The following is a 20,522-nucleotide window of genomic DNA, read 5'->3' as shown; positions in this document are numbered from 1 at the left end:
GTGCGCCGGCCGAGCGCGCCGAGGCGCAGCGCCGGGCAGCGATCTGAGCTACAGCGGTACAGAGACGACAGCGGTACCGAGACGACAGCGATACCGAGCGCGGGGCCCGCGCAACCCGCGCTCCCCGACCGAAACGTGCCGCCCGAGATGTCGAGTGGCCGGCGCCCGGCACAGGGCTGCTCGGACCGGGAACCTCGTCGCGGTCACCTGGCGCGATCGCGCATGTAATGTCCCGGGGTCACCCCGAACTCGCGCTTGAAGAGCCGCGTCAGGGGGGCCTGGTCCGAGAAGCCCAGCCGGCGCGCGACGTTGAGGATGTCGGCGTCCCGCGCCTCGAGCGCCTGCCGCGCGCGCTCGAGGCGCCGCCGCAGCACGTACTGGTGCGGGGCGACGCCGAGGGATCGGCGGAACGCGCGCGCGAAGTGCGCCGCGCTCAGGCCCGCGACGCCGGCCATCCGCTCGACCGTGAGCCCCTCGCCGAGCTCCGCGTCGACGAGCGCGAGCACGCGCTGGAGAGCGCCCCGCGACAGCCCCCCGCCGCGCGCCGCGCTCGCTGGCGCCGCCTTCACGCCGAACGTCCCGACCACCTGGACAGCCAGGGCCGTGGCGAGCGCGTCCACGAACGTCGCCCCGCACGGGCCGCCGCGCTCGGCCTCCGCGGCCAGCGCGCGGACGAGGTGCTCCAGCTGGGGGCAATCGACCGCGTACGCCCGCCGGAGCTCGCGCGCCTCGTCTTCCCCGAGCGCGCGCAGCACCTTCTCGGGCTCGAGCGTGACGATGGCGAAGCCCGAGGGCGCCCGCACGCGGTGCGTGAACGAATCGCCCGCCGGGCAGAACCAGAGCTGCCCTGGCGCGAGGGTGATCTCGCGGGGGCGCCCGTCGACGCGCGCCTCGAACGTCAGCGCGTGAGGGTCCGTGTTCAGCGCGAGGTAGTGCGCGCGCACGGCGAGATCGCGCACGTCCCACGACGGATTGTACCCGACCTCGACGTGCACCCCCGGCCACCCCAGGTCCGCGCTGGAGACGAGGATGCGCGCCGACGCGAGCGCATCGACCGGCTCGGACGAGCTCGAGGCGACGAACGGGACCGCGCTGCGACCTCTCACCCGCCCGACTTTACCCGCCCCGGCGGCCCGGGGCGAACGGCGCAGGATCCTTCAACGGCGCGCGCGGGCTTCGTTCAAGCGCGGGGCGCCGCGCGCGGGCACCCTCACCCACGACAAGGAGCCCACATGAGCCACGCCGGAGCCCACGCCGCCATCGCCGCAGCCGCCATGGCGCTCACCGCCTGTGCGAGTCCGACGAGCGCCGTCCAGCCCGGCGCCCAGGAGACCGTCATGCAGAACGCGACGAGAGACCGCGCCGCCATCCTCGAGACCATCCACAACGTCGCCAGGGGCGCCGATCTCCGCCAGTGGGACGCGGTGCGCTCGGCGTTCGCCGGGCGCGTCGTGCTCGATTACGGCGCCCCCGAGCTGCTCACGCCCGAGGAGATCGTCTCCCGGTGGCGACCGCTCCTGTCGGCGTTCGACGGCACGCAGCACGTGATCCGCGACGAGCAGGTGAGCTTCGTCGAGCCCGACCTCGCGCGGGTGCGCTCGCGCTTCCAGGCGGCTCACCACCTCGCCGGCGCGGCGGGCGGCGAGCTCTGGACCCTCGGCGGCCGCTACGAGCACGAGCTCGCGCGCACGCCTTCCGGGTGGAAGGTGACCCGCATGCGCATGATCCCCGGCGAGTCGACCGGGAACGCCGCGCTCCTCGAGCGCGCCCGCGAGCGGGCCGGCCTCGCCGCCCCGCCCGCGTCCGGATACCGCGTCGAGCACGTGCGCTTCCCGAGCCAGGGCGCGGATCTCGTGGGGCTCGTGCGCCTGCCGGCGAGCGCGCGGGAAGGCGATCGGTTGCCGGCGGTGGCGGTGCTCGGGTCGTGGACGACGGTGAAGGAGCAGATGCCGTCGCTGTACGCGCAACGCCTCGCGTCCGCCGGCTTCGCGGCGCTCACGTTCGATTTCCGCGGCTTCGGCGAGAGCGAGGGGGCGCCTCGTCACGAGGAATCGCCCGCGCGAAAGATAGAGGACATCCGCGCCGCGGTGGCGTTTCTGTCCGCGCACCCCGCCGTGGACGCCGGGCGCCTCGGGCTCGTCGGCATCTGCGCCAGCAGCGGCTACATCGCGGCGGCGGCGGCGGACGACGCGCGCGTGCGGAGCGTGGTGATGGTCGCCCCGTGGCTCCACGACGCAGCGCTCGCCGCCTCCGTCTACAGTGGGCCGGAGGGCGTCGCCGATCGGGTGCGCAAGGGCAGGGAGGCCCGCGCGCGCTTCGCGTCGACGGGCGAGGTCGCCTATGTTCCCGCCGTGAGCGCGACCGACGCGAGCGCGGCGATGTTCGGCCCATTCGACTACTACCTCGACGTGCGCCGCGGCGGGATCCCGCAGTGGGGGAATCGCTTCGCCGTGATGTCGTGGCCCGGATGGCTGGAGTTCGACGCGCTCGCGAGCGCGCCTCGCCTGCGCGCTCCGACGCTCATCGTCCATTCCGAGGAGGGCGCCATCCCGGACGGGGCAAAGCGCTTTGCGGCCGCGATGCCGGTCGCTCCCCGCGTGGTGTGGATGCCTGGCACGCAGTTCGATTTCTATGACGACCCCGCGACGGTCGACCGCGCGAGCCAGGAAGCCGCCGCGCACCTGCGCGCGACGCTCTCCCCGCGCTGAGCCGGCGGCCAGCGGGCCGGGAAAGCGCGGCCCGCCGCCGAACACCCCTTCTCGCATCACGCCCGTCCAGCGGGACGGCGTCGCGGTGTCGCCGCCGTCACGTCGGCTGGCACCACGGAGGAAGCCATGCGACGTGTGCTCGATTTCACAGCGCTGTTTCTCTTCATCGCCTTGCCCCTCGGCTGCGCCTCTCCGCAGCCCAGGCCCCCGGAGGAAGCCATGTCCAGCTCGAGCTCATCGGAGGTGCGGGAGAGGCACCGCGCCGTCGTCCGCGCCTTCTTCACCAGGCTGGAGGCGTTCGATATCCGCGGCTTCGTCGAGCTCTTCGCCGAGGGGGGCAGGCAGATCATGCCCTTCTCCCCGGAGGGCTTTCCGAAGCGGCTCGAGGGCCGCGCCGCCATCTTCAACCAGTACCGGAGCATGCCCGACAACTTCGCCAGCATGCGGTTTCCCGACCTCGCCGTCCACGACATGGTCGACCCGACTCGCTTCTTCGTGACCTACCGCGGCGAGATCCGCCTGAGATCCGGCGGCTCCTACGACAACACCTACGCAGGTCTGTTCGTGGTCCAGGACGGCCGGATCGCCGAATATCACGAGTACTTCGATCCCATCGTCCTCCAGCGCGCGTTCGGCGACGCGCTCGGGGCGAGCTTCAACGTGGGGCGGTGACCGAGCGCCGACCTCGCTCTCCTGGAAGCGGCAACCCCCCGACCCCGCGGAGCTACCCCTTCCGCCGCTCCGACGCCCGGATCCCCTCGCGGAGGCTCCGCAGCAGGTCGACCCCCGACAGGTCGGCTCCGGCCTCCACGAAGGCCTGCGCGAGCTCCGCTCGGACGCCGGTGACGATCGGCCTCGCGCCCAGCAAGCGGATCGAGCGGACGAGCTGCGTGATGTGCTCCGCGACCGCCGCGTCGGCCGTCGCGACCCCGGTCAGGTCGAGGATCACGCAGCGCGATCGCCGCTCCACGATGGCGCGGAGGAGCCGCTCGCCGATCTCGGCGCTCCGCCCCCCGTCGAGCGCGCCGATCATCGGCAGCGCCAGCGTGCCCGTCGCCACCTCCAGGATCGGCGCCGAGAGCGCCAGGATCTCCTGCTTCTGCTCCTCGACGAGGTCGAGCGCCCCCGCGAGCTCCGCGACGAGCCTGGCCCGCGCCTCGGCCGTCTCCTCGGCCGCCCGCAGCTCGGTCTGGTCGGTGTGCTGGACCAGCGTGGCGGTGTCGCCGGTCGCCGGATCCGGCACCGGACGCGCCTCCACCACGTGCCACCGCTCGCCCTCGCGCGTCAGCACCCGCGCCTCCCGCGAGATCACCTGACCCTCCGAGACCGCCGCCAGGAGCTCCCGCGCGAGCGCCCGATCGACGAACCGCTCCTCGAACGGCGCGCCCTCGCCGAAGGCGCGAAGCGCCGCCGGGTTGTGGAGCAGCACGCCCCCCTCCGCGTCGAGCAGGGTCACCATCACCGAGGAATGGCGCAGCGCCTCGACGCTCCGGGAGCGCGCCGCCTCCGACGCCCCGGCGTCGGACAGGGCGTGCACGAGGATACCCTGGCGTCCATCGTCGAGCTCGATGCCCGAGAAGAACGCCTTGAGCGCCACCGGCTTCCCGCCCGGGTAGACGGTCCACGTGTCCTCGGCCGTGTGGCCCTGTCGAAACCGAGCCATGTAGCCCGCGAGTCGCGTCCGGGTTGCCTGCGACATGTCCGAGAGATCGCGCGAGAAGAGCTCCTCGAGGCTCGCGGCGTTCCAGAGCCTCACCGCGGCGGCGTTGGCCCATCGAAAGCGCATGTGGTCCGGGTCGAGGACCATCGTGGCGAGGCCGGAGGAAGCGAGCGCGGCGAGGCGTTCATCGAGCGTCATCGAGACTCCCTTGCGCGACGGAGCCGCTGGCCGCCACCGCATAGGCGCGACAACGCGCGGATGCAACAAGGCGCGCGGCCCGCCGACGCGCGGATGCAACAAGGCGCGCGGCCCGCCGACGCGCGCCGACGCGCCCGCCGGCGCGCGCCGGGCGAGCGTCATGCCTCCTGGACATGCCTCCTGGACGGGCCCACGCGGCTCCGCCAGGCTCCGCGCATGAGGTCATTCATCGCGACGATGGTCTACGAGCTCCACCCGGACACGCCCCCGGACGCGAGGAAGCTCCTCCGGGCGCACCTCGTCGGCAGGCGCTGGCAGGACAGGCACGAGGGCGCGGCGATGCCGTCCACCGCTGTCTGGATCCGCCGCTCCGCGCAGGACCACGAGACGACCGACGACCTGCACGCCGCGTGCGCGCGCGAGCTCGGCGAGGCGGCCGCCGCCGTGGCCCGGGCGGGGCGCCCCATCCAGGTGATGCGCGCGTGGATCCAGGTGAGCGGCGCGGGGACGTACGGGCTCGCCGCGCCCGCGCGCCCGGCGGACGGCTGAGCGCGCCGCGCGGAAAGCCGGGCCTCACCGCGGCGCTTCGGATACGCTGGGGCGGCTCGAAGGAGGCGATGATGGCTCGACGACTGGGACCTGGCACGGCGCTCCTCTCGCTTGTCGCCCTCGCGGCCGGCTGCGGGGGGCTCTCGACGGAGGAGTCGCAGCAGCGCTGCGATCGGCTACGCGACCTGGTGCCGATGTGCTCCACCGAGCAGAGCTACGCCGCGTGCGTGAGCTGTCACGAGGAGTGCGGCGACGACTGCGAGGCGTTGACGTCCTGCCCGCAGACCTTCGCCTGCGCGGAGTGAGGCCGACGGGGGCGGGCGCGTCGGCGGGGCGATCCGGGCGCGCCCGCTCGCCCGCGGCGTCGCCCGCCGGGCGTCACCTGACCTCGACGCCGCAGTTGATGAACTCGATCGAGGTGTCGATCCGGAAGTGGGAATCGGTCACGTGGCGCTCGGCGAAGAAGAAGTCGAGCTGGTAGGTCTTCCCGATCTCGAGCCCGAGCTCGTCGAGGTTGACGACCGTCGTCTGCTCGGCGTGGATGCCCCCGAGGTCGACGACCTTCTTCCCGTTGATGAACGTGAAGACGTCGTCGTCGCCGGCGAACGTGAACTGCTCGCCGCCCTTGTACTCGAAGCCCATGTGCATCTCGAAGGTGAAGTGGTAGTTGTGCTCCCGCCCCTCGTTGCCGAAGAGCTCATTGTCGATGGGGAAGAAGAGCTGGTCGTTGTACGTCCACACGCCGTCGCCGTCGGGGTCCTCGAACTGGAGCGTGATGTTCATCGGCATGTTCACGCCCTCGATGTCGCGGAACCACGTGTCGAAGTTCTCTTTCCCTGTCGTCGTCGTGGTGCCTTCGGGCCCGCCGGCATAGACGGGCTTCAGGTCCTGTCCGAGGGTGTCGGCGACGATCTCGTGGTCATCGCAGTTCGAGCACTTGCCGACGTCCTGCGGCTCCATGTCGGGGTGCTCTTCCTTGAAATCGCGCACCCGGCCGGTGAACCTGCCGTCGCACGACTCCCCGTTCTGCTGCCCGTTGTCTCCAGGCGTCCCGCCGCCGGTGCCGCCCGCCGTGGTGGGGTTGACCGAGCCGAAGCTGTCGTCGTCGCCCCCGGTCCCGCCGGGCCCCCCCGGCCCCCCGGCGCCGCCAGGCCCACCGGTGCTTTCGGACGACGAGCTCCCGCCGCTGATCTGATTCCCCTCCGCACCGCACCCGCTCAGCGCGCCCACGAGCGCAAGCGCCGCCACGCAACCCGCCGCCGTCTTCATCGCCTTCATCACCGACCTCACCCTTAAGAATGTCGTCCCAAGCCCCGGCGCCAAAGTAGCATGTGGACGCCATTCCGGCGTGTTGACGTAATGCGTCATCAGCGGAATTGTGCGCGCCAAGCAGGCTATTCGGTCTGCTGAAACTGGCATTTTCTACCATCGATGCTCCCGGGCGCGGGACCCGAGGCCGGTGGCCCCGGGTGCCGGATTGTTTGATCCCATACGTTTCACGGGCCCGTCCCGGTGACGGCCGGCGTCGAACCCGCGCGCGGTGACGGCCGGCGTCGAACCCGCGCGGCGCCGGGGGTACCGTCGAGCGGGCCGCCGGTCGATGAGCGCGCTCGTCGCCTTCACCGCGGCGCGAGCTGCGCCTCGATGGCGCGCGGGCCGGGCTCGACCGCGCGCCGCCGACGGCTGTGCCCGGCGCCGGGAGCGACCTTCTCCGACAGGTGCGCCCGCGGGGGTGGACGCTGGATTGCATACAGGACGTCGCACGGAACGCCGAACGCGTGACGCGGAAGGAGGAAGCGACGATGGGTGATCAACAACGTGACGTCGCGGAGCGGACGGCCGCGCGGACCGGGCCGGTCGAGGGCGCGCCGTCGGAGGAGATCGGGCACAGCCCCGGGCTCGATCCGCCGGGCGCGGAGCCCGAGGACGACGACGCCGACCCCAGGGACGAGGCCTATGCCGATCGGCCCGCGGACATCTCACCGTCCGCGCCAAAGGACGGGCGCGAGCCCGTCGGGCAGTCCGACTACACCGATATTGCGGCCGTCCAGCGGCCGCCGGACGACTCCTGAGCTCCAGGCCGGCGTCCGCCGGCCGACTCCCGAGCTGGCGACCGCCGGCCCCCGCCGACTCCCGAGCTGACGGCCACAGCCACGCTCGCCTGACGCCCCTGCCACGCTCATCTCCCGCGGGAGCATCTCCTCGGGGCAACTCGATCTCGCGTCCGCCGTCGGCTCGTTCACCGCCGCGGGTCGCGCCGCTGTGTCCGGCGCGCGCCGAAACGAGGGGCTCGACATCCGGGCACGCTCGGAGTACGCGGGGACCGCTCACGGAGAGGCGCGGGTGCGCAGTGGACCACGAGACGCGGAGCGACATCGAGCCTGGCTCCAGCGCCGCTGACGCGCGGGAGGCCCACCACGCCGCCGAGGCGAGCCCATCGCCCGAGTGGGCCGACGCGCCGTCGACCCGTCCGCCCAGCGCCGGTGAGGCAATTTGCCCTGTCTGTCTCGAGCGCATCGCCGCCGGCGTCGCCCTCTGCCCCGAGTGCGGCGAGCCGACCGACCCGCCGAAGGCGTCGGTGCGGGCCCCCTCGATCCCCGACGCCCCCCCGGACGCGAGCTGGCTCTCGCTGCACTGGCGCCCGCTCGTCACGATCGGCGCCATCCTCGGGCTCATCAGCACCGGCGGGGCGCTTCGCTACCTGGCGCCCCACCGCTTCTCGCCGTCCCGCGCTGCCACGGCGGTCCCCCCGCCCACCCCTGTGTGCGGCGCCCCGTGCTGGAGCGGCGAGTCGTGCCAGCTCGGCCGCTGCGTCTGGCAGCGCCCGAACGACGTGGGCCACCTCGTCGACGCGCCGTCGATCGCCGGGCCCTTCCAGCTGCCCAAGGACGCGTTCGACGCTCTCCCGCTCGACCGCGACCGCTTCGCCGTCGCGCTGTTCTCGGGCCTCGAGGTGCGCAGCGCGAGGACGGGCGAGCCGCTGAGCCTCGTCAGCGAGGCGCCCAACGTGCGGCGCCTCTACCGCGTGGGCGAGGTGGTCTACGCGACCTCGCCGTCGCGCGTCTACGTGATCGACGCCGCCACGACGCGGCTGCTCAAGACGATCGAGCTCGGCGAGGCCGTGGCGGACATCGTCGTCGGCGCCTCGGGCCGGCGCGCGCTCGCCTCGCTGCCCGAGGCGCACGCGGTGGCGATCCTCGCGACCGAGTACCACGCCGAGATCGAGCGCATCCACTTCGGCGACGACGCCGTGGGCCCGGTGGCGGTCGACGACAGCGGCACCCGGGCGATCACGACGACGGGCCAGGTCCCGCAGCCCGGCCAGCGCGAGCCGTCGTCGGGCGGCGTGGCGTATCCGTTCGACCCGAGCCGGCTCGGCTCCGAGCAGGACCGCGTGCGCACCTCGATGGTGGGCAACCCGGCCAGCGCGCTCATGAGCCCGGACGGCACGGCGGGGTTCGTCGCGCTCCGGGCCGAGAACACCCTGGTGCCGCTCACCTGGCTCCCGTCGGGCGCTGTGCGCCAGGAGGCGCGCATCACCACGTGCCGCGAGCCGGAGCAGATCGAGCTCGTCCGGCGCGACCGGCGCGCGATCGTGCGGTGCAACGAGGGGCGCGCGATCCAGGTCTTCGACCTGTCGAAGCGCGAGCTCCTCCGCGCGGTCACGTTCCCCGGCCGCGCGCTCGACATGGCGGTCGCGCCCGACGGGGCGCAGGCGGTCGTGGCGCTGGGCGGCGACGGGGCCGGCTCGGTGGCGCTCGTCGACCTGAAGACCTACGCGGCGAAGGTCCACCCGCTCGGCGGCGAGCCGACGCGGATCCGGCTCGCCCCGGACGGCGGCTCGGCGCTCGCGCTCGGCGATCGCGCCAAGGTCGCGTGGGTGCTGCAATGAGCGAGCGCCGCGTCCCGTGCCCGAGCTGCGGCGCCCGCGTCGTCGAGGGGGCGCGCAAGTGCCGCGCCTGCAAGGCGTGGATCGGCGAGCGCCCGCGCGGGTCGTCCGCGTCGCTCTCGGGCCGCGAGCCGCGCCTGGCGCGGGCGGCGGTCTCGGTGGCGAGCGGCCTCGCGGCCGTCGTCATCGCCCTCGTGACGAGCCTGAAGTCGCCCGTCGGCGAGGCCCCGCCGCTGACCGCGCTCACGCCCGAGGGCGCCGCCGCCTCGTCCGAGGTGCGCGACGAGGCGCCGAACCCCGCGGCGTTCGGCCCGGACCCGGCGCCGCCGCCCCCGCCTGTCGAGCGGAAGGGCCGCTGGCGCGCCCGCGAGTTCCGGATCGGGGACGTCCACCCGCTCGACGTCGTCTTCAACCCGAGCGGCGCGTCGATCTACGTGAGCGGCGACGACGCCTCGCTGCGCGAGTACAGGCTCGACACGGGCGAGATCATCCACAAGGCGTCGGTGCCGGCGCAGGGCGATCACATCCGGCTCCTGTTCGACCGGTACGTCGCGGTGCTGCGGCACGTGGACGCCGCGCGCATCCCGGTGATGGACACGACCGCGTGGGATCGCGATCCGGTCCTCCTCGACGTCGGCCGGAGCCCGGGCGACATCGTGGCGCTCCCGGACGGAAAGACGGTCGTCGCGGCGACGACGGACACGAAGCGCGTGACGAAGTTCGAGCTGCCGACGGGGGTGCGGCTTTCGAACATCACGCTCCCGCACGCGACGGGGCAGCTCTTCCTCGTGCAGGCCGAGGGGCGGCCTTACATCGCGGCGCTCGGCGCGCTGACGCACGCCGGCCGCCCCGCGGGCGCCTGGATCGACCTGTTCGACCCGAGCGAGTCGCCGTTCGGCGCGACGCGGCGGAGCATCGCGGTCGGCCGCGAGCCGCGCGAGGGCGACATCACCGCGGACGGGGGCGCTGTTTTCTTCCCCGATCGGCTGTCCAACACGGCGGTCCTGCTGAGCGTCGCCGGGGTGACCGAGACGCGGAAGGTGCCTGTCGGCGTCGGGCCGACCGCCGGCTACCTGCTCCAGGGCGACAGGTACGGCATCACGCTCAACGCCGAGGCGCGGACGGCGAGCGTCATCGAGCTCTCGACGATGACGGTGAAGAGCACGCTGCCGTTCCGCGGCGAGCCGCGGACGGGCGTGACGTCGCCCGATCGGCGGACGCTCTTCGTCGCGCTCGGCGGGACGCGGTGGCCGCCGGTCGGCAGCGGCGTCGCGGTCATCGCCGGCGACCCGCCGAAGGTCGTCGCGTCGCTGCCCACGGGCAAGGGCGCGTGCGCGGTGGCGGTCTCGAAGGACGGCGCGCGGGCGGTCGTCGCCTCCTACTGGGACCGGTCGATCACGGTGCTCGAGCAGCAGTAGGCCTGTTCAAAAACCCGGTACGATTTCGTCCCGGTCATCTTCGCGAAACCTTCCTGCGCGGAGCGCGGGAGCAGGCTCAGCAGAGCCGGCGGCGGTTCCGACGGTCGTCTCGTCGCGCTGGCGGCGAGGCCATGGCGGTCGTCCTCATGCCTTCCCTCCTGCTCTGCCCATGACCAACACGCCTGCATGTCGTCAGCTCGGAGTTCTTCTCGGCGCGAGCCTCGTTTGCCTGAGCGCGGCGCGCGCGTCGGCTCAGGCCGCCGCGGACCCGGCCGCGCCGGGGCCGGCTGCCGCCGGGCCTTCCGCCGCGGACCCCGCAGCCGCGGAGCCGGCGGCCGCGGAGCCGGCGGCCGCGGTGCCGGCGGCCGCGGAGCCTGTCGCCGCCGAGCCGGCCGCGCCTCCTGCGGCTGCGGAAAAGCCCAGGCCGCCGCCGTATTCCTTGCCGTTTCAGCTTCGCCCGGTGGTCGCGGCGAGCGTCGTGCGCGCCGACTCGACGACCGCGTTCTACAGTGCTCCCGGGGTGAGCTCGTCGGGCACGACGAGCGTGTCAACGCTGCTCTTCAGCTACAAGGTGACCGACGATCTGGCCCCGCTCGTGCGGCTGGGCATCGTCTCGAACTCTCCGCCGGCAGGCGATTCGGGCCTGGCCTTCATGAACCCGGTCGTCGGCGCCGTCTATTCGTTGAAGCTCGCGCCCGCGCTGCGCCTCGGCCTGTTCCTCGGCTTCACGGTGCCCGTGGGGTCCGGCGGCGGCAACGCGCCGAGCGCCGAGATGGGCCCCACGAGGACGGCGGGGATCTATGCCCGCTCGGCGATGGATAACGCGATGTTCGCCGTCAACGATCTCACGATCTTCCCCGGCGTCGGGCTCGCGTACATCGCGCACGGATTCACCGCGCAGATCGAGGCCACGGTGCTTCAGCTCCTGCGGGTCCGCGGCGAGGAGGCGCAGCCCGACGCGTCGAAGACGAATCTCACCGCGGGCGTTCACCTCGGTTATTTCGTCGTGCCGATGCTGTCGATCGGCGCGGAGCTCCGGCACCAGCGCTGGCTCTCGACGCCAGTGGCCGTCCGGCGGGACGCGTCGCGCGCGACGCGCGACACGACGACGGTGGCCTTCGGCCTGCGCGGTCACTTCAAGCTGGGCGAGACGATGTGGCTGCGCCCCGCCGTCGCGTTCGCGATGGGCCTCGATGATCCGATGATGGCCTCCGAGCACAAGATCCTTCAGGTCGACGTGCCGTTCGCGTTCTAGGACCTCGGGCCAGAGATCATGCCAGGGCTCTGCCTCGCGAGCAGGGCGGACCTGTGAATGCCGACCAGCTGGCCCAGCCGGTCTGGCCGATGCGGCGTCCGGACCCAGCATGCGCTGCACCACCTTCTCTCGCAAAGGAGTCCGAGCACGGCTGCTTCAAGCGAGTGGTCCACCCTCGCCCCGCTCAGGTCGTCCAGCTCCTCGTGGCCGGGCTCGGTCGACCAGAGAGGCGACAACCTCTCTGACATCCGGGGGCTCGCACGAGGCGCGCGCAGCTCTGGCGCGTCGGCGGCGAGTCGCGTTGCGCATCCAGGCAAGACATTGCGCGCGACGCCGCGCTGAAGGCCACGGGTTGCGAGGGCGAGCCGCGCGATCCCATGCCACGTTCGAGGCTCCAGCTTGCTCCCGAGCGGCGTCTGGGATTGGAGCGGAGGTTGCTTGAGCAGGCTCAGGGCAGCCATCCGCGAGTCCCGACGATGCTCGCGCCGATGAGGGAGCGCTCATGGAAATCGAGACCTCAATATACGACCGCGTCGCTCGCCAGTGCCGTGAGGCAGGGTTCAGTCATTTCACGCCATCCTTCCTGCTGGATGAGCCCGGTTTGCGCGCCCTGCGCGCGACCTACCGAAAGCTGCCGGCCGATCCGCGCAGCGCTTGCAGGACGCGCGCTCATTCCCGCCTCGCATGGCATGCAGGCGTCGGACGCTACGAGCTCCAGCAGCATCGGGGCTACTCGCAGAGCGCCACCCACAACGACCTCGACGGGGGCATCGTTCGTCGATTCGAGCCGCTGAGCGACGCCTTTTTGCGTTCTCCGGTGTTTCAGAGGCTCGTCGACCTCGACCGGCGCGTCGTGGACGCGAGCGGGCTCATCGACGGGGGCGCGTACGACGTCGGTCTCCACCAGATCCGCTACCGCGCAAGCGTCGACGAGCCGTCCTACAGCTCGCCGCTCTGGCTGCACCGCGACGACGAGACGGTCGTGTTCATTCACCTCCTCGACCTCTCGCCGAACGCGATCGGCGGCGACAACCTCGTCGCCCCGAACGCCCGCACGATCTCGAAGGTGCTACGGCTCGAGCGCCCTCTGGAGAGCTTGGTCGTCACCCAGGCCATCCTGCACGCCGTGACGCCCCTGAGCAGCCGCGAGGGCGCCGCCTTCCGCGACATCCTGCTGGTCACGTTCGACCCCCTGACCCCGGCGAAGGCGGCGAGCCGCAACAGGGAGGTGGCATGAGCGCGCCGAGCGCCCGTCCGGGGCAGCGGCTCGCCCTGCCGGCCATCGTCGCCGCCACGCTTTTTTGGGGGATGACCTTCGCCTTCATCAAAGAAGCGGTACGCCGGATCCGTGTCTTCGACTTCCTCGCGCTCAGGTTCGCGCTCGCAGCGCTGATGATGCTCCTTCTTTTCCCTGGCCTCCGGCGTCGCCTGAGCCGCGCGACATGGCGGGACGGCGCCGCCTTGGGCGTGCTGTTGTTCGGCACCGTCGCGTTCCAGACGAAGGGCCTGGAGACGGTGCCGGCGTCGACCGCGAGCTTCCTGACGGGGTTCTCCGTCGTCCTCGTCCTCGTCCTCGAAGCGGTGGTCTCCTCCCGTCGTCCCTCGCTCCGGGCCCTCGTGCTCGCGCTCGTCGCCCTCGCGGGCGTGGCGCTCGTCTCGGCCGGCGAAGGAGTCGCCAGCTCCGCGGGGGGCCTGATGCCCAGCGTCGGGCAGGTCTTTATCCTGGCCTGCGCGCTCTGCTTTGCGGGCTACGTCGTGGCCGGCGATCGCGTCAGCCGGCGCCGCCATGACACGGCGGCCGTGACCTTCGTGCAGCTGGCGACCACCGCCATCCTGTCTCTCATGGCCTGCGCGATCTCCGGAGGAGGTCCAGGCCTCCCGACCGAGGCGCGCGTCTGGGGCAGCGTTCTCTTCTGCGCCCTGCTCGCGTCGGCGGTCGCGTTCTATCTTCAGCTACGCTTCCAAGGCGACGTCGGTCCGCAACGAACGGCGATCATCTTCTCTCTGGAGCCCGTCTTCGCGACCGCTACCGCGGTGCTCTTCCTGGGCGAGACCGTGAGCTGGGTCTTCGCGGCCGGAGCGGCGCTCATCCTGGTCTCGACCTTCCTGAGTCGGCGGGAGCCCTCCCCGGCCTGATCGCAGGCGGCGCCTCCAGACATCGCCAGGGTGCAAGTGCGGCGGTTCGTCACCGGCGCGCTCCTCGGACCCGCTGCCGAAGAGCGTTTGATTTCGCCTCACCGACTGTCGCTCGAGCATCCTCGATGCGCGGCTCGACCCGCTGGCGGGATTTCTGACGCGCCGAGCCAGGGCTCCGAACGGTTGAAGCTCGTGCTGGCGCCCTTGCGGTCTCTCCCTCGCTCGCTGATCGGGTCGCGCCCAGCTCGCGCAGCAGCCAGGGTGGAGCTTCCCGGGTTGACGCTCCACGGAGCCCGCCCGATACCCTCCGCATGCGCACGGGGAACATCCTGGCCCCGGTCGGGGTCGGGCCGCGGTGGTGAGCTGCTCGCCTCTCCGTGCCTGCCTTGTCGCGCTCCCGGCGCTGCTCGCCGCCTGCCGCGGCGGCTCCGGCGCGCCGGACGCCGGCCCCGCGCCGGCCGCCGACGCCGCCGCGCCTGCGCCCTCCGCCGCGCCTGCGCCGCCCTCCGCGGCGAGCGCAGCAGCTCCGGACGCGGGCTCCGCGTCGGCAGCCGAGGCGCCGGCGCCCGACGCAGCAGCCCCGGACGCGTCGGCGCCCGACGCGTCGGCGCCCGACGCGGGCGCCGACGCCGCAGCCGCGGCGGCCGACGCGGGCTGCAAGCTCCGCCGGGGCCCGCTCGCGCTCTCGCTCCGCGGGCCGGCGCTTCTGTGGTCCCCGGACGAGAAGGCCCGCTCGGACTTCCGGGTGATCTTCAACCGCGACGGCGCCGCGCAGCACGTCGCGCCGGCGTTCTCCGCGCTCGTCGGGTCGGTCCCGCCGCGCGACGAGGCCGCGGCCGACGCCGGCGGCGCCGAGCCCGCGCGCGCCTCGTGGCCGGCGTGCCAGGTGGCCGCCGGGTTCGTGTTCTGCATGGATCAGGCCGGCACGATCCGGCGGACCCCGATGTACGGCGGCGAGGGGCCGCCCATCGGCGCCGGGCGCCGGGGCACGGCGATCTCCGCCGTTGCGCTGCCCGGGGGGCACACGGTCCTCGCCTTTCTCTCGGATCGCAAGACGACCGAGGGGGTCGTGACGCAGGCCTTCGCGGTGCTCGACGACAGGCCCGCCGTGCCGCTCTCCGAGGAGGGCAGCGGCGCGACGTTCGTCGCGCTGTCCCCGTGGAAGGGCGGGGCGCTCGCGATGTACATCGACGCGCGGTCGGCGCTGACCCCGGTCCACGCCCGCACCCTCGCGGTCACCGCGGAGGGCAAGCTGCAGCTCGGCCCCGACGCGGTCCTCTTCGTCGGCGGCGCGGGCGAGTCGCGGATGGGCGGCGCGCTCGCGATCGGGCCCGAGGGGCCGGCCTACGCGCTCCTCCCGGCGTCGAAGGACATGTCCGGGTTCGGCATGGCCGCGATCCGCATCGACGACGCGCCCCGCGACGACATGCCGGCGGTCTGGTCGCTCTACCCGAACGGGCTGAGCCCCGCGCCGATCGCGGCCACGCAGGGCACCTCGCCGATCCACGTGGCCCGCGTCCGGCCGGTCGCGCGCGAGCCCGGGGCGCGGCACGCGCTCGAGATCGGCCAGATCGACATGGAAGGGCGCTTTCAGCCGCGCTGCGTGGCCGTGGAGGGCAAGTCGTTCAAGCACGTGGCGATCGAGGCCGACCGCGACGGCTCGCTGTGGGTCGCCTACACGACGGACACCGGCACCTTCGTCGAGCAGCGCGCCGCGGGGCCGTGAAGCGCGGCCCCCGTGTCCGCCGACCGCGCCCGCCGCGCGGAGGCGACGTCCGGAGGGCTCCGGCGCCCCGCGCTCGCAGAAACCGAAATCGGCGCGCGGGCCTGCCCGGAACTTGATGGGCATGAGATACCCGAGACACCCCATGAGCGCCCCGCCACGTCCTCCCGTCACCGCGGACCAGATCCGGCCGGGCGACCCGTACGAGCTGTCCGAGGGCCAGCTCGTCGAGTGCTTGCCGACGGGAGAGCGCGGCGGGCGCGGCAACCTGGTGGGCGGCTCCGTGCTGGACACCGATCCAGCGGTCGAGTCTGCCGGCGTCGATGTCGGCGTTTCGCCGCGCCCGGACGTGCTCCGGGCGCCGGACATCTCGGTCGGCAACGTGGGGGACAAGCCCGGTTGGGCGAGCGCCGCGCCTCCGCTGGCCGTGGAGTACGCCGACACCGGACAGGACGAGGGCGAGCTGCAGCGAAAGATCGGCGAGCTCCTGACCATGGGCACGCGCTGGCTCTGGGTGGTCCGCCTGAGCGGCGCCCGGCGGGTCGAGGTGTACGAGGCGGGCGCGGCGGATCGCGAGGCCTCGTCCCCGCCGGGGCCGCCGTCCGGCGGGCGCGCGCAGCGACGGCCCCGGCTGCGGCCGTCGCGGGTGGTCTACCCGGGCGAGCTGCTGGAGGCGCCGGGGGTGCTCAAGAATCCGGTGCCGGTCGAGGCGCTTTACGATCGCGAGGCGGCGCACGAGGTGACCTTGCGCAACCTCCTCCAGCGCAAGGGGTACGAGAGCCTGGATGCGGTGCGGGAGTCGGGGCGCGAAGAAGGGCGTACCGAGGGCCTGCGCACCGGCCTTCGCGACCTCTGCGAGCTGCTCGCGATCGAGCTCTCGCCCGAGCGCGAGGCGGCGCTCGACGCCATGAAGGCAGCCGAGCTGCTCGCCTTGCGCGATCGCATCAAGCGCGAGCGCCGCTGGGCGTGACGCCCCGCAGCTCCGCCCTGCGGCGCGCTGCGAGAGGCCCTCTCCAGGCGCGCCGCGCCGCGGAGCCGTGAAGACACCGACAGCGCTGTGCGGCCGAGCATCGGAGTCCGTCCGGAGCCGCCGGTGCCCGCGTGTCCGCGGCGTGTCATGGCGCCTGTCCCGGGGCACGAGCGTGAGCCCCGGCGCACGACAGCACCATGGCTGTTGCGCAATCCGCCCTGCTGGCGTAAGGCAACCCCGTGGAGTGGCAGATCCACTCCTGATGTAAAATCTTGAGGAGTCGAGATGAAGCTGGATTACCTTCCTGCGGGCATTTTGTGGCCGTTCCTGTCGCTGATCGCGCTCGGCGTTGTCGGCTGTGGTGACGAGGGCCAGGGCGACTCCGGCGGGGCGGGGAGCACCTCGACCGCTGGTGGACAGGGCGGGGAGGGCGGCGCCGGGGCGGCGACGACGGGCCCGGGCACGGGCCCGGGCACCGGCGCCGGCGCAGGTAGCTCCACGGCGACCGGCGCCACCTCGACGAGCAGCGGTGATCCCGGCACGACGTCCGCGACAACGTCGGCCTCGGCCAGCAGCGGCGGCGGCCCGTCCGTGAGCTGCGATTACCCGGCGGCGTACGAGAACGGATCCATCACCTTCTACACGCTCGACATGGGCTCGACCGAGGTGAACTGCAGCTACCAGATCACGGGCCGCAACCCGGACATCGTCGCGCACGTCCCCTTCGGCGGGGGCCAGTACTTCGCCGCCATGAACACCGCGGATTACAACGACGCGGCGATGTGCGGCGCCTGCGTGGAGGTCTCCCGCGACGACGGGCGCACGGTGCAGGCCATGGTCGTGGACCAGTGCCCGATCGCCACGAACCCGAAGTGCGTGCGGGGCCACATCGATCTCAGCAAGAACGCCTTCCTCAAGATCGGCGAGGAGCGCGAGGGCTATCTGGGGACGACCAACGGCGGCGCGGCGGGGAAGATCTCGTGGAAGTACATCCCGTGTCCGACGACGGGGGCCGTCACCTTCCGCCTCAAGGACCCGACGAACCGCTACTGGAACGAGATCATCGTCGAGGGGCACGCCCACCCGATCGAGAAGCTCGAGGTGGAGATCAACGGCACGTGGCAGACCGCAACGCGGCAGTCGTACAACTACTTCGTCGTCGGCGACGGGAACATGGGGCAGCCGCCGTACCATGTCCGCGCCACCGACATCAACGGCTCCACCGTGGAAGCGATGCTGGACCTCAAGGCCGGAGACCAGCCCGCGAGCGGCGAGCTCGCCGCCTGCAACTGACCGTCAACTGATCGTCAGCGACCGTCAACTGATCGTCAGCGACCGTCAACTGACCGTCAGCGCCCGTCAACTGACCGTCAGCGCCCTGCGCGCCCTCGCCCGCGGGCGGCGCCTGCAGGCCACGGCGGCCTGCGCCCTTCGCGCTGCGCGGCGGCGATCCCCCCGCGCGGCGCCCGCCTGCCCGTGAGCGCCCTCGCCACGCCGGCTCCCCGCCACCCCGGCTGGTAGGATGGCCGGCGCCCGCGGTCAGGACGCACCGCGGAGCGCCCCAGGAGAACGCCGTGCAAGACCCTCGCCCCGCCCCGTCGCTGCTCACCGTCGACGACTTCGAGCGCGCCGCGCGCGCCCGCCTTTCCCGGATGGCCTACGACTACTACAGATCGGGCGCCGACGAGGGCAGGACGCTCCGGGAGAACCGGAGCGCCTTCCGCCGCCTGGAGATCCACTACCGCGTGCTCGTCGACGTGGCCGAGCGGGACATGAGCACCACCCTGCTCGGCGCGACGGTGCCATTCCCCATCCTCGTGGCGCCCACCGCGTATCAGCGCCTCGCGCACCCCGACGGCGAGCTCGCCTCCTCGCGGGCGGCCTCGGATCTCGGGACCATCTTCACGCTCTCCACGCTCTCGACGACGAGCCTCGAGGCGGTCGCCGAGGCGTCGCCGGGGCCGAAGTGGTTTCAGCTCTATGTCCACAAGGACCGCGGACTCACGCGCTCGCTCGTCGAGCGGGCGGAGGCCGCGGGCTATCGCGCGTTGATGCTCACCGTCGACACACCGCTCCTCGGCCGCCGGATAGCGGACGTACGCAACCGCTTCGCGCTGCCCGAGGGGCTCACCATGGCGAACCTCGTCGACGCCGCGGCGTCCGCTCCGGAGGGGGAGCGGGGATCGCTGCTCGCGTCCTACGTCGCCGCGCGACACGACGCCTCGCTCACGTGGCGCGACGTCGAGTGGCTCGGCTCGATGACCCGGCTGCCCCTCCTGCTCAAGGGCATCGTCCGCCCGGACGACGCGATCCGCGCGCTCGGCTGCGGCGCGGCCGGCGTCATCGTCTCCAACCACGGCGCGCGGCAGCTCGACGGCGCCCCGGCCACGATCGACGTCCTCCCGGCGGTCGCGGACGCGATCGCCGGGCGGTGCCTGGTGCTGATGGATGGCGGTGTCCGGTGGGGTACGGACGTGCTGAAGGCGCTCGCGCTCGGCGCCCGCGCGGTGCTCGTCGGGCGCCCCGTCCTGTGGGGCCTCGCCGCGCTCGGCGGCGAGGGGGTCGCGCGCGTGCTCTCGGGCCTGCGCGACGAGCTCTCGATCGCGATGGCGCTCGCGGGCTGTCCCACCCTCGCGTCCATCGATCGCGACCTCGTCCGGCGATCCCATTCGCGCTGCCGTTGCCACGATCGCGATCAGGACCGTTGAAGGGGCCCTGAGTCGCACGAGCATAAAGTTTTCCAAGATCGGCGCTGTCACACACGGGCGCACGCTGGATTGTTGCGCTTCCCTGGAAGCGGGCGTGGGAAGCGGACGTGGGGAGCGGACGTGGGGAGCGGGCGTGGGAAGCGGGCGTGGGAAGCGGACGTGAAGGCGTCTTCGACGAACGAATCCGGTGGCGGCCATTCGGCCTCGCCCGTACACTCGGCGGCGGTGAAAAGCGCTGTACCTGCGAGGGAGCGGTGGCGGGGGCTCTTCCGGAGGGGCGCTGGCGCCCCGGCGGCGGGAGCGGGGTCAGGGGTGGCGGACGCGACCATGGGGATTCGCCTCCGGCGCTTCGCCGGGCCGGCTGCGTACCTCGAACAGGTGTCGTCGCTCCGCATTGCCCACCTGACCGACCAGCACGTCGGCCGGGTGACGCCGATGCGGGTCCAGCGCGCGGCCGTGGCGCTCACGAACCTGCAGCGGCCCGATCTCGTCGTGCTCACGGGCGATTTTGTGTGTCACAGCCAGCTCTACCTCGATCAGCTCGAGGAGATCGTGCGCGGCTTCGAGGCGCCGGTGATCGCCGTGCTGGGGAATCACGACCACTGGTCGGGCGCCGACGCGGTGAAGCGCGCGCTCGAGCGGGGGGGCGCCGCGGTGCTCTGCAACGCGAGCACGGTGATCACGCTGGGCCACGAGCGGCTCCAGGTGGTGGGGCTCGACGACGCCTACACCGGCCACGCCTCGCGCGAGAAGGCGGTGAAGGGGATGCGGCGCGACCTGCCGACGCTGGGCCTCTCGCACATCGCCGAGGAGGCGGACGGCCTCTGGCGTCACGGCATCCCGCTCGTTCTCTCGGGCCACACGCACGCGGGCCAGGTCACCGTCGCGCGCCTGAACGAGCTCTCGATCGGCAAGATCGCCGGCCACCGGTACATCCACGGGCTCTACGGCACGCGAAAGCGGGCGGAGCCCGGCCAGGGGGCGGTCTACGTGGGGGCGGGGATCGGCGCGGCGGTGATGCCGCTGCGGCTCGGCGAGCGCGGCCAGCGCGAGGTCGCGATCTTCGAGCTCGGCAGCGAGCCGGGGTCGTTCGACGAGCACCACGCGGAGCAGGCGCCGCACGCGGGGCGCAAGCCGTCGCCGGAGCTGATGGCGAGCCGGGCGGCGCGCGTGGCGAGGAACCGCGAGCGGCGGGCGCGCGCGCTCCGGCAGGGCGAGCACGGCGGCGAGAGCGCCGGCGGGGAGCCCTGAGCCCGCGCTCCACGCATCCCTGACCGGATGCTGGCGCGCGAGCCGGCGCTGCGCGGG

Annotated in this window: 18 protein-coding genes; 15 read left to right on the top strand and 3 right to left on the bottom strand. The window is 73.0% G+C overall.

The genetic code is table 11. From position 1 onward, the window contains the following. Positions 1–203: 203 nt before the first annotated feature. On the bottom strand, positions 204–1,106 hold the full coding sequence (locus WMF24_RS39660) for a helix-turn-helix transcriptional regulator (RefSeq protein WP_437732656.1): 903 nt from the start codon (positions 1,104–1,106) through the stop codon (positions 204–206). 126 nt (positions 1,107–1,232) lie between these two features. Between WMF24_RS39660 and WMF24_RS39655 the strand changes: the two genes are divergently transcribed. Then, entirely contained in the window at positions 1,233–2,708 is a 1,476-nt protein-coding gene (locus WMF24_RS39655; RefSeq protein ID WP_437732655.1) for an alpha/beta fold hydrolase, read from the top strand. 126 nt (positions 2,709–2,834) lie between these two features. Continuing rightward, on the top strand, positions 2,835–3,380 hold the full coding sequence (locus WMF24_RS39650; RefSeq protein ID WP_437732654.1) for a nuclear transport factor 2 family protein: 546 nt from the start codon (positions 2,835–2,837) through the stop codon (positions 3,378–3,380). A gap of 52 nt (positions 3,381–3,432) precedes the next feature. Here the strand turns inward: WMF24_RS39650 and WMF24_RS39645 are convergent, their stop codons facing one another. After that, a complete protein-coding gene (locus WMF24_RS39645; RefSeq protein ID WP_437732653.1) occupies positions 3,433–4,566 on the bottom strand; it encodes a PAS domain-containing protein in 1,134 nt (377 codons plus the stop codon). A 216-nt stretch (positions 4,567–4,782) separates the two neighbouring features. Between WMF24_RS39645 and WMF24_RS39640 the strand changes: the two genes are divergently transcribed. Together WMF24_RS39640 and WMF24_RS39635 are read left to right on the top strand one after the other, a co-directional pair. Beyond that, positions 4,783–5,115, top strand: a complete 333-nt coding sequence (locus WMF24_RS39640; protein WP_437732652.1) for a hypothetical protein — start codon at positions 4,783–4,785, stop codon at positions 5,113–5,115. Between the two features lie 68 nt (positions 5,116–5,183). Beyond that, positions 5,184–5,420, top strand: a complete 237-nt coding sequence (locus WMF24_RS39635; protein ID WP_437732651.1) for a hypothetical protein — start codon at positions 5,184–5,186, stop codon at positions 5,418–5,420. Positions 5,421–5,493: 73 nt separating this feature from the next. Here the strand turns inward: WMF24_RS39635 and WMF24_RS39630 are convergent, their stop codons facing one another. Then, positions 5,494–6,393 carry a fibro-slime domain-containing protein gene (locus tag WMF24_RS39630; RefSeq protein WP_437732650.1) on the bottom strand — a complete coding sequence of 300 codons (900 nt, stop codon included), beginning with the start codon at positions 6,391–6,393 and terminating at the stop codon, positions 5,494–5,496. Positions 6,394–6,917: 524 nt separating this feature from the next. Here WMF24_RS39630 and WMF24_RS39625 point away from each other — a divergent pair. The 11 genes from WMF24_RS39625 (at position 6,918) to WMF24_RS39575 (ending at position 20,465) form a co-directional block, all read left to right on the top strand. Further along, entirely contained in the window at positions 6,918–7,187 is a 270-nt protein-coding gene (locus tag WMF24_RS39625; protein WP_437732649.1) for a hypothetical protein, read from the top strand. Between the two features lie 278 nt (positions 7,188–7,465). Then, positions 7,466–9,007, top strand: a complete 1,542-nt coding sequence (locus WMF24_RS39620; protein WP_437732648.1) for a YncE family protein — start codon at positions 7,466–7,468, stop codon at positions 9,005–9,007. Then, positions 9,004–10,422: a YncE family protein gene (locus WMF24_RS39615; protein ID WP_437732647.1), complete on the top strand. Its 1,419-nt coding sequence runs from the start codon at positions 9,004–9,006 to the stop codon at positions 10,420–10,422. The genes WMF24_RS39620 and WMF24_RS39615 overlap by 4 nt, the downstream gene beginning before the upstream one ends. A gap of 169 nt (positions 10,423–10,591) precedes the next feature. Next, positions 10,592–11,677 carry a hypothetical protein gene (locus WMF24_RS39610; protein WP_437732646.1) on the top strand — a complete coding sequence of 362 codons (1,086 nt, stop codon included), beginning with the start codon at positions 10,592–10,594 and terminating at the stop codon, positions 11,675–11,677. A gap of 502 nt (positions 11,678–12,179) precedes the next feature. Beyond that, the gene (locus WMF24_RS39605) at positions 12,180–12,914 is read left to right on the top strand and encodes a 2OG-Fe dioxygenase family protein (RefSeq protein ID WP_437732645.1); all 735 of its coding nucleotides are present in this window, start codon (positions 12,180–12,182) and stop codon (positions 12,912–12,914) included. After that, a complete protein-coding gene (locus tag WMF24_RS39600) occupies positions 12,911–13,813 on the top strand; it encodes a DMT family transporter (RefSeq protein ID WP_437732644.1) in 903 nt (300 codons plus the stop codon). The genes WMF24_RS39605 and WMF24_RS39600 overlap by 4 nt, the downstream gene beginning before the upstream one ends. 358 nt (positions 13,814–14,171) lie before the next feature. Then, positions 14,172–15,539 carry a hypothetical protein gene (locus WMF24_RS39595; RefSeq protein ID WP_437732643.1) on the top strand — a complete coding sequence of 456 codons (1,368 nt, stop codon included), beginning with the start codon at positions 14,172–14,174 and terminating at the stop codon, positions 15,537–15,539. Between the two features lie 142 nt (positions 15,540–15,681). Beyond that, the gene (locus WMF24_RS39590; protein ID WP_437732642.1) at positions 15,682–16,506 is read left to right on the top strand and encodes a hypothetical protein; all 825 of its coding nucleotides are present in this window, start codon (positions 15,682–15,684) and stop codon (positions 16,504–16,506) included. Between the two features lie 285 nt (positions 16,507–16,791). Then, positions 16,792–17,799 (top strand): expansin EXLX1 family cellulose-binding protein, encoded by a 1,008-nt coding sequence (locus WMF24_RS39585; RefSeq protein ID WP_437732641.1) that lies wholly within the window; start codon positions 16,792–16,794, stop codon positions 17,797–17,799. Between the two features lie 281 nt (positions 17,800–18,080). Continuing rightward, complete coding sequence (locus tag WMF24_RS39580) at positions 18,081–19,214, top strand: alpha-hydroxy acid oxidase (protein WP_437732640.1); 1,134 nt, start codon at positions 18,081–18,083, stop codon at positions 19,212–19,214. Between the two features lie 327 nt (positions 19,215–19,541). After that, positions 19,542–20,465: a metallophosphoesterase gene (locus WMF24_RS39575; protein WP_437732639.1), complete on the top strand. Its 924-nt coding sequence runs from the start codon at positions 19,542–19,544 to the stop codon at positions 20,463–20,465. Positions 20,466–20,522: the final 57 nt, after the last annotated feature.

The organism is Sorangium sp. So ce1335, from assembly GCF_051521615.1.
Classification (GTDB): domain Bacteria; phylum Myxococcota_A; class Polyangia; order Polyangiales; family Polyangiaceae; genus Sorangium.
Note: the sequence above shows the minus strand (reverse complement) of the source record. Positions and strands in the feature narration are given on the sequence as shown.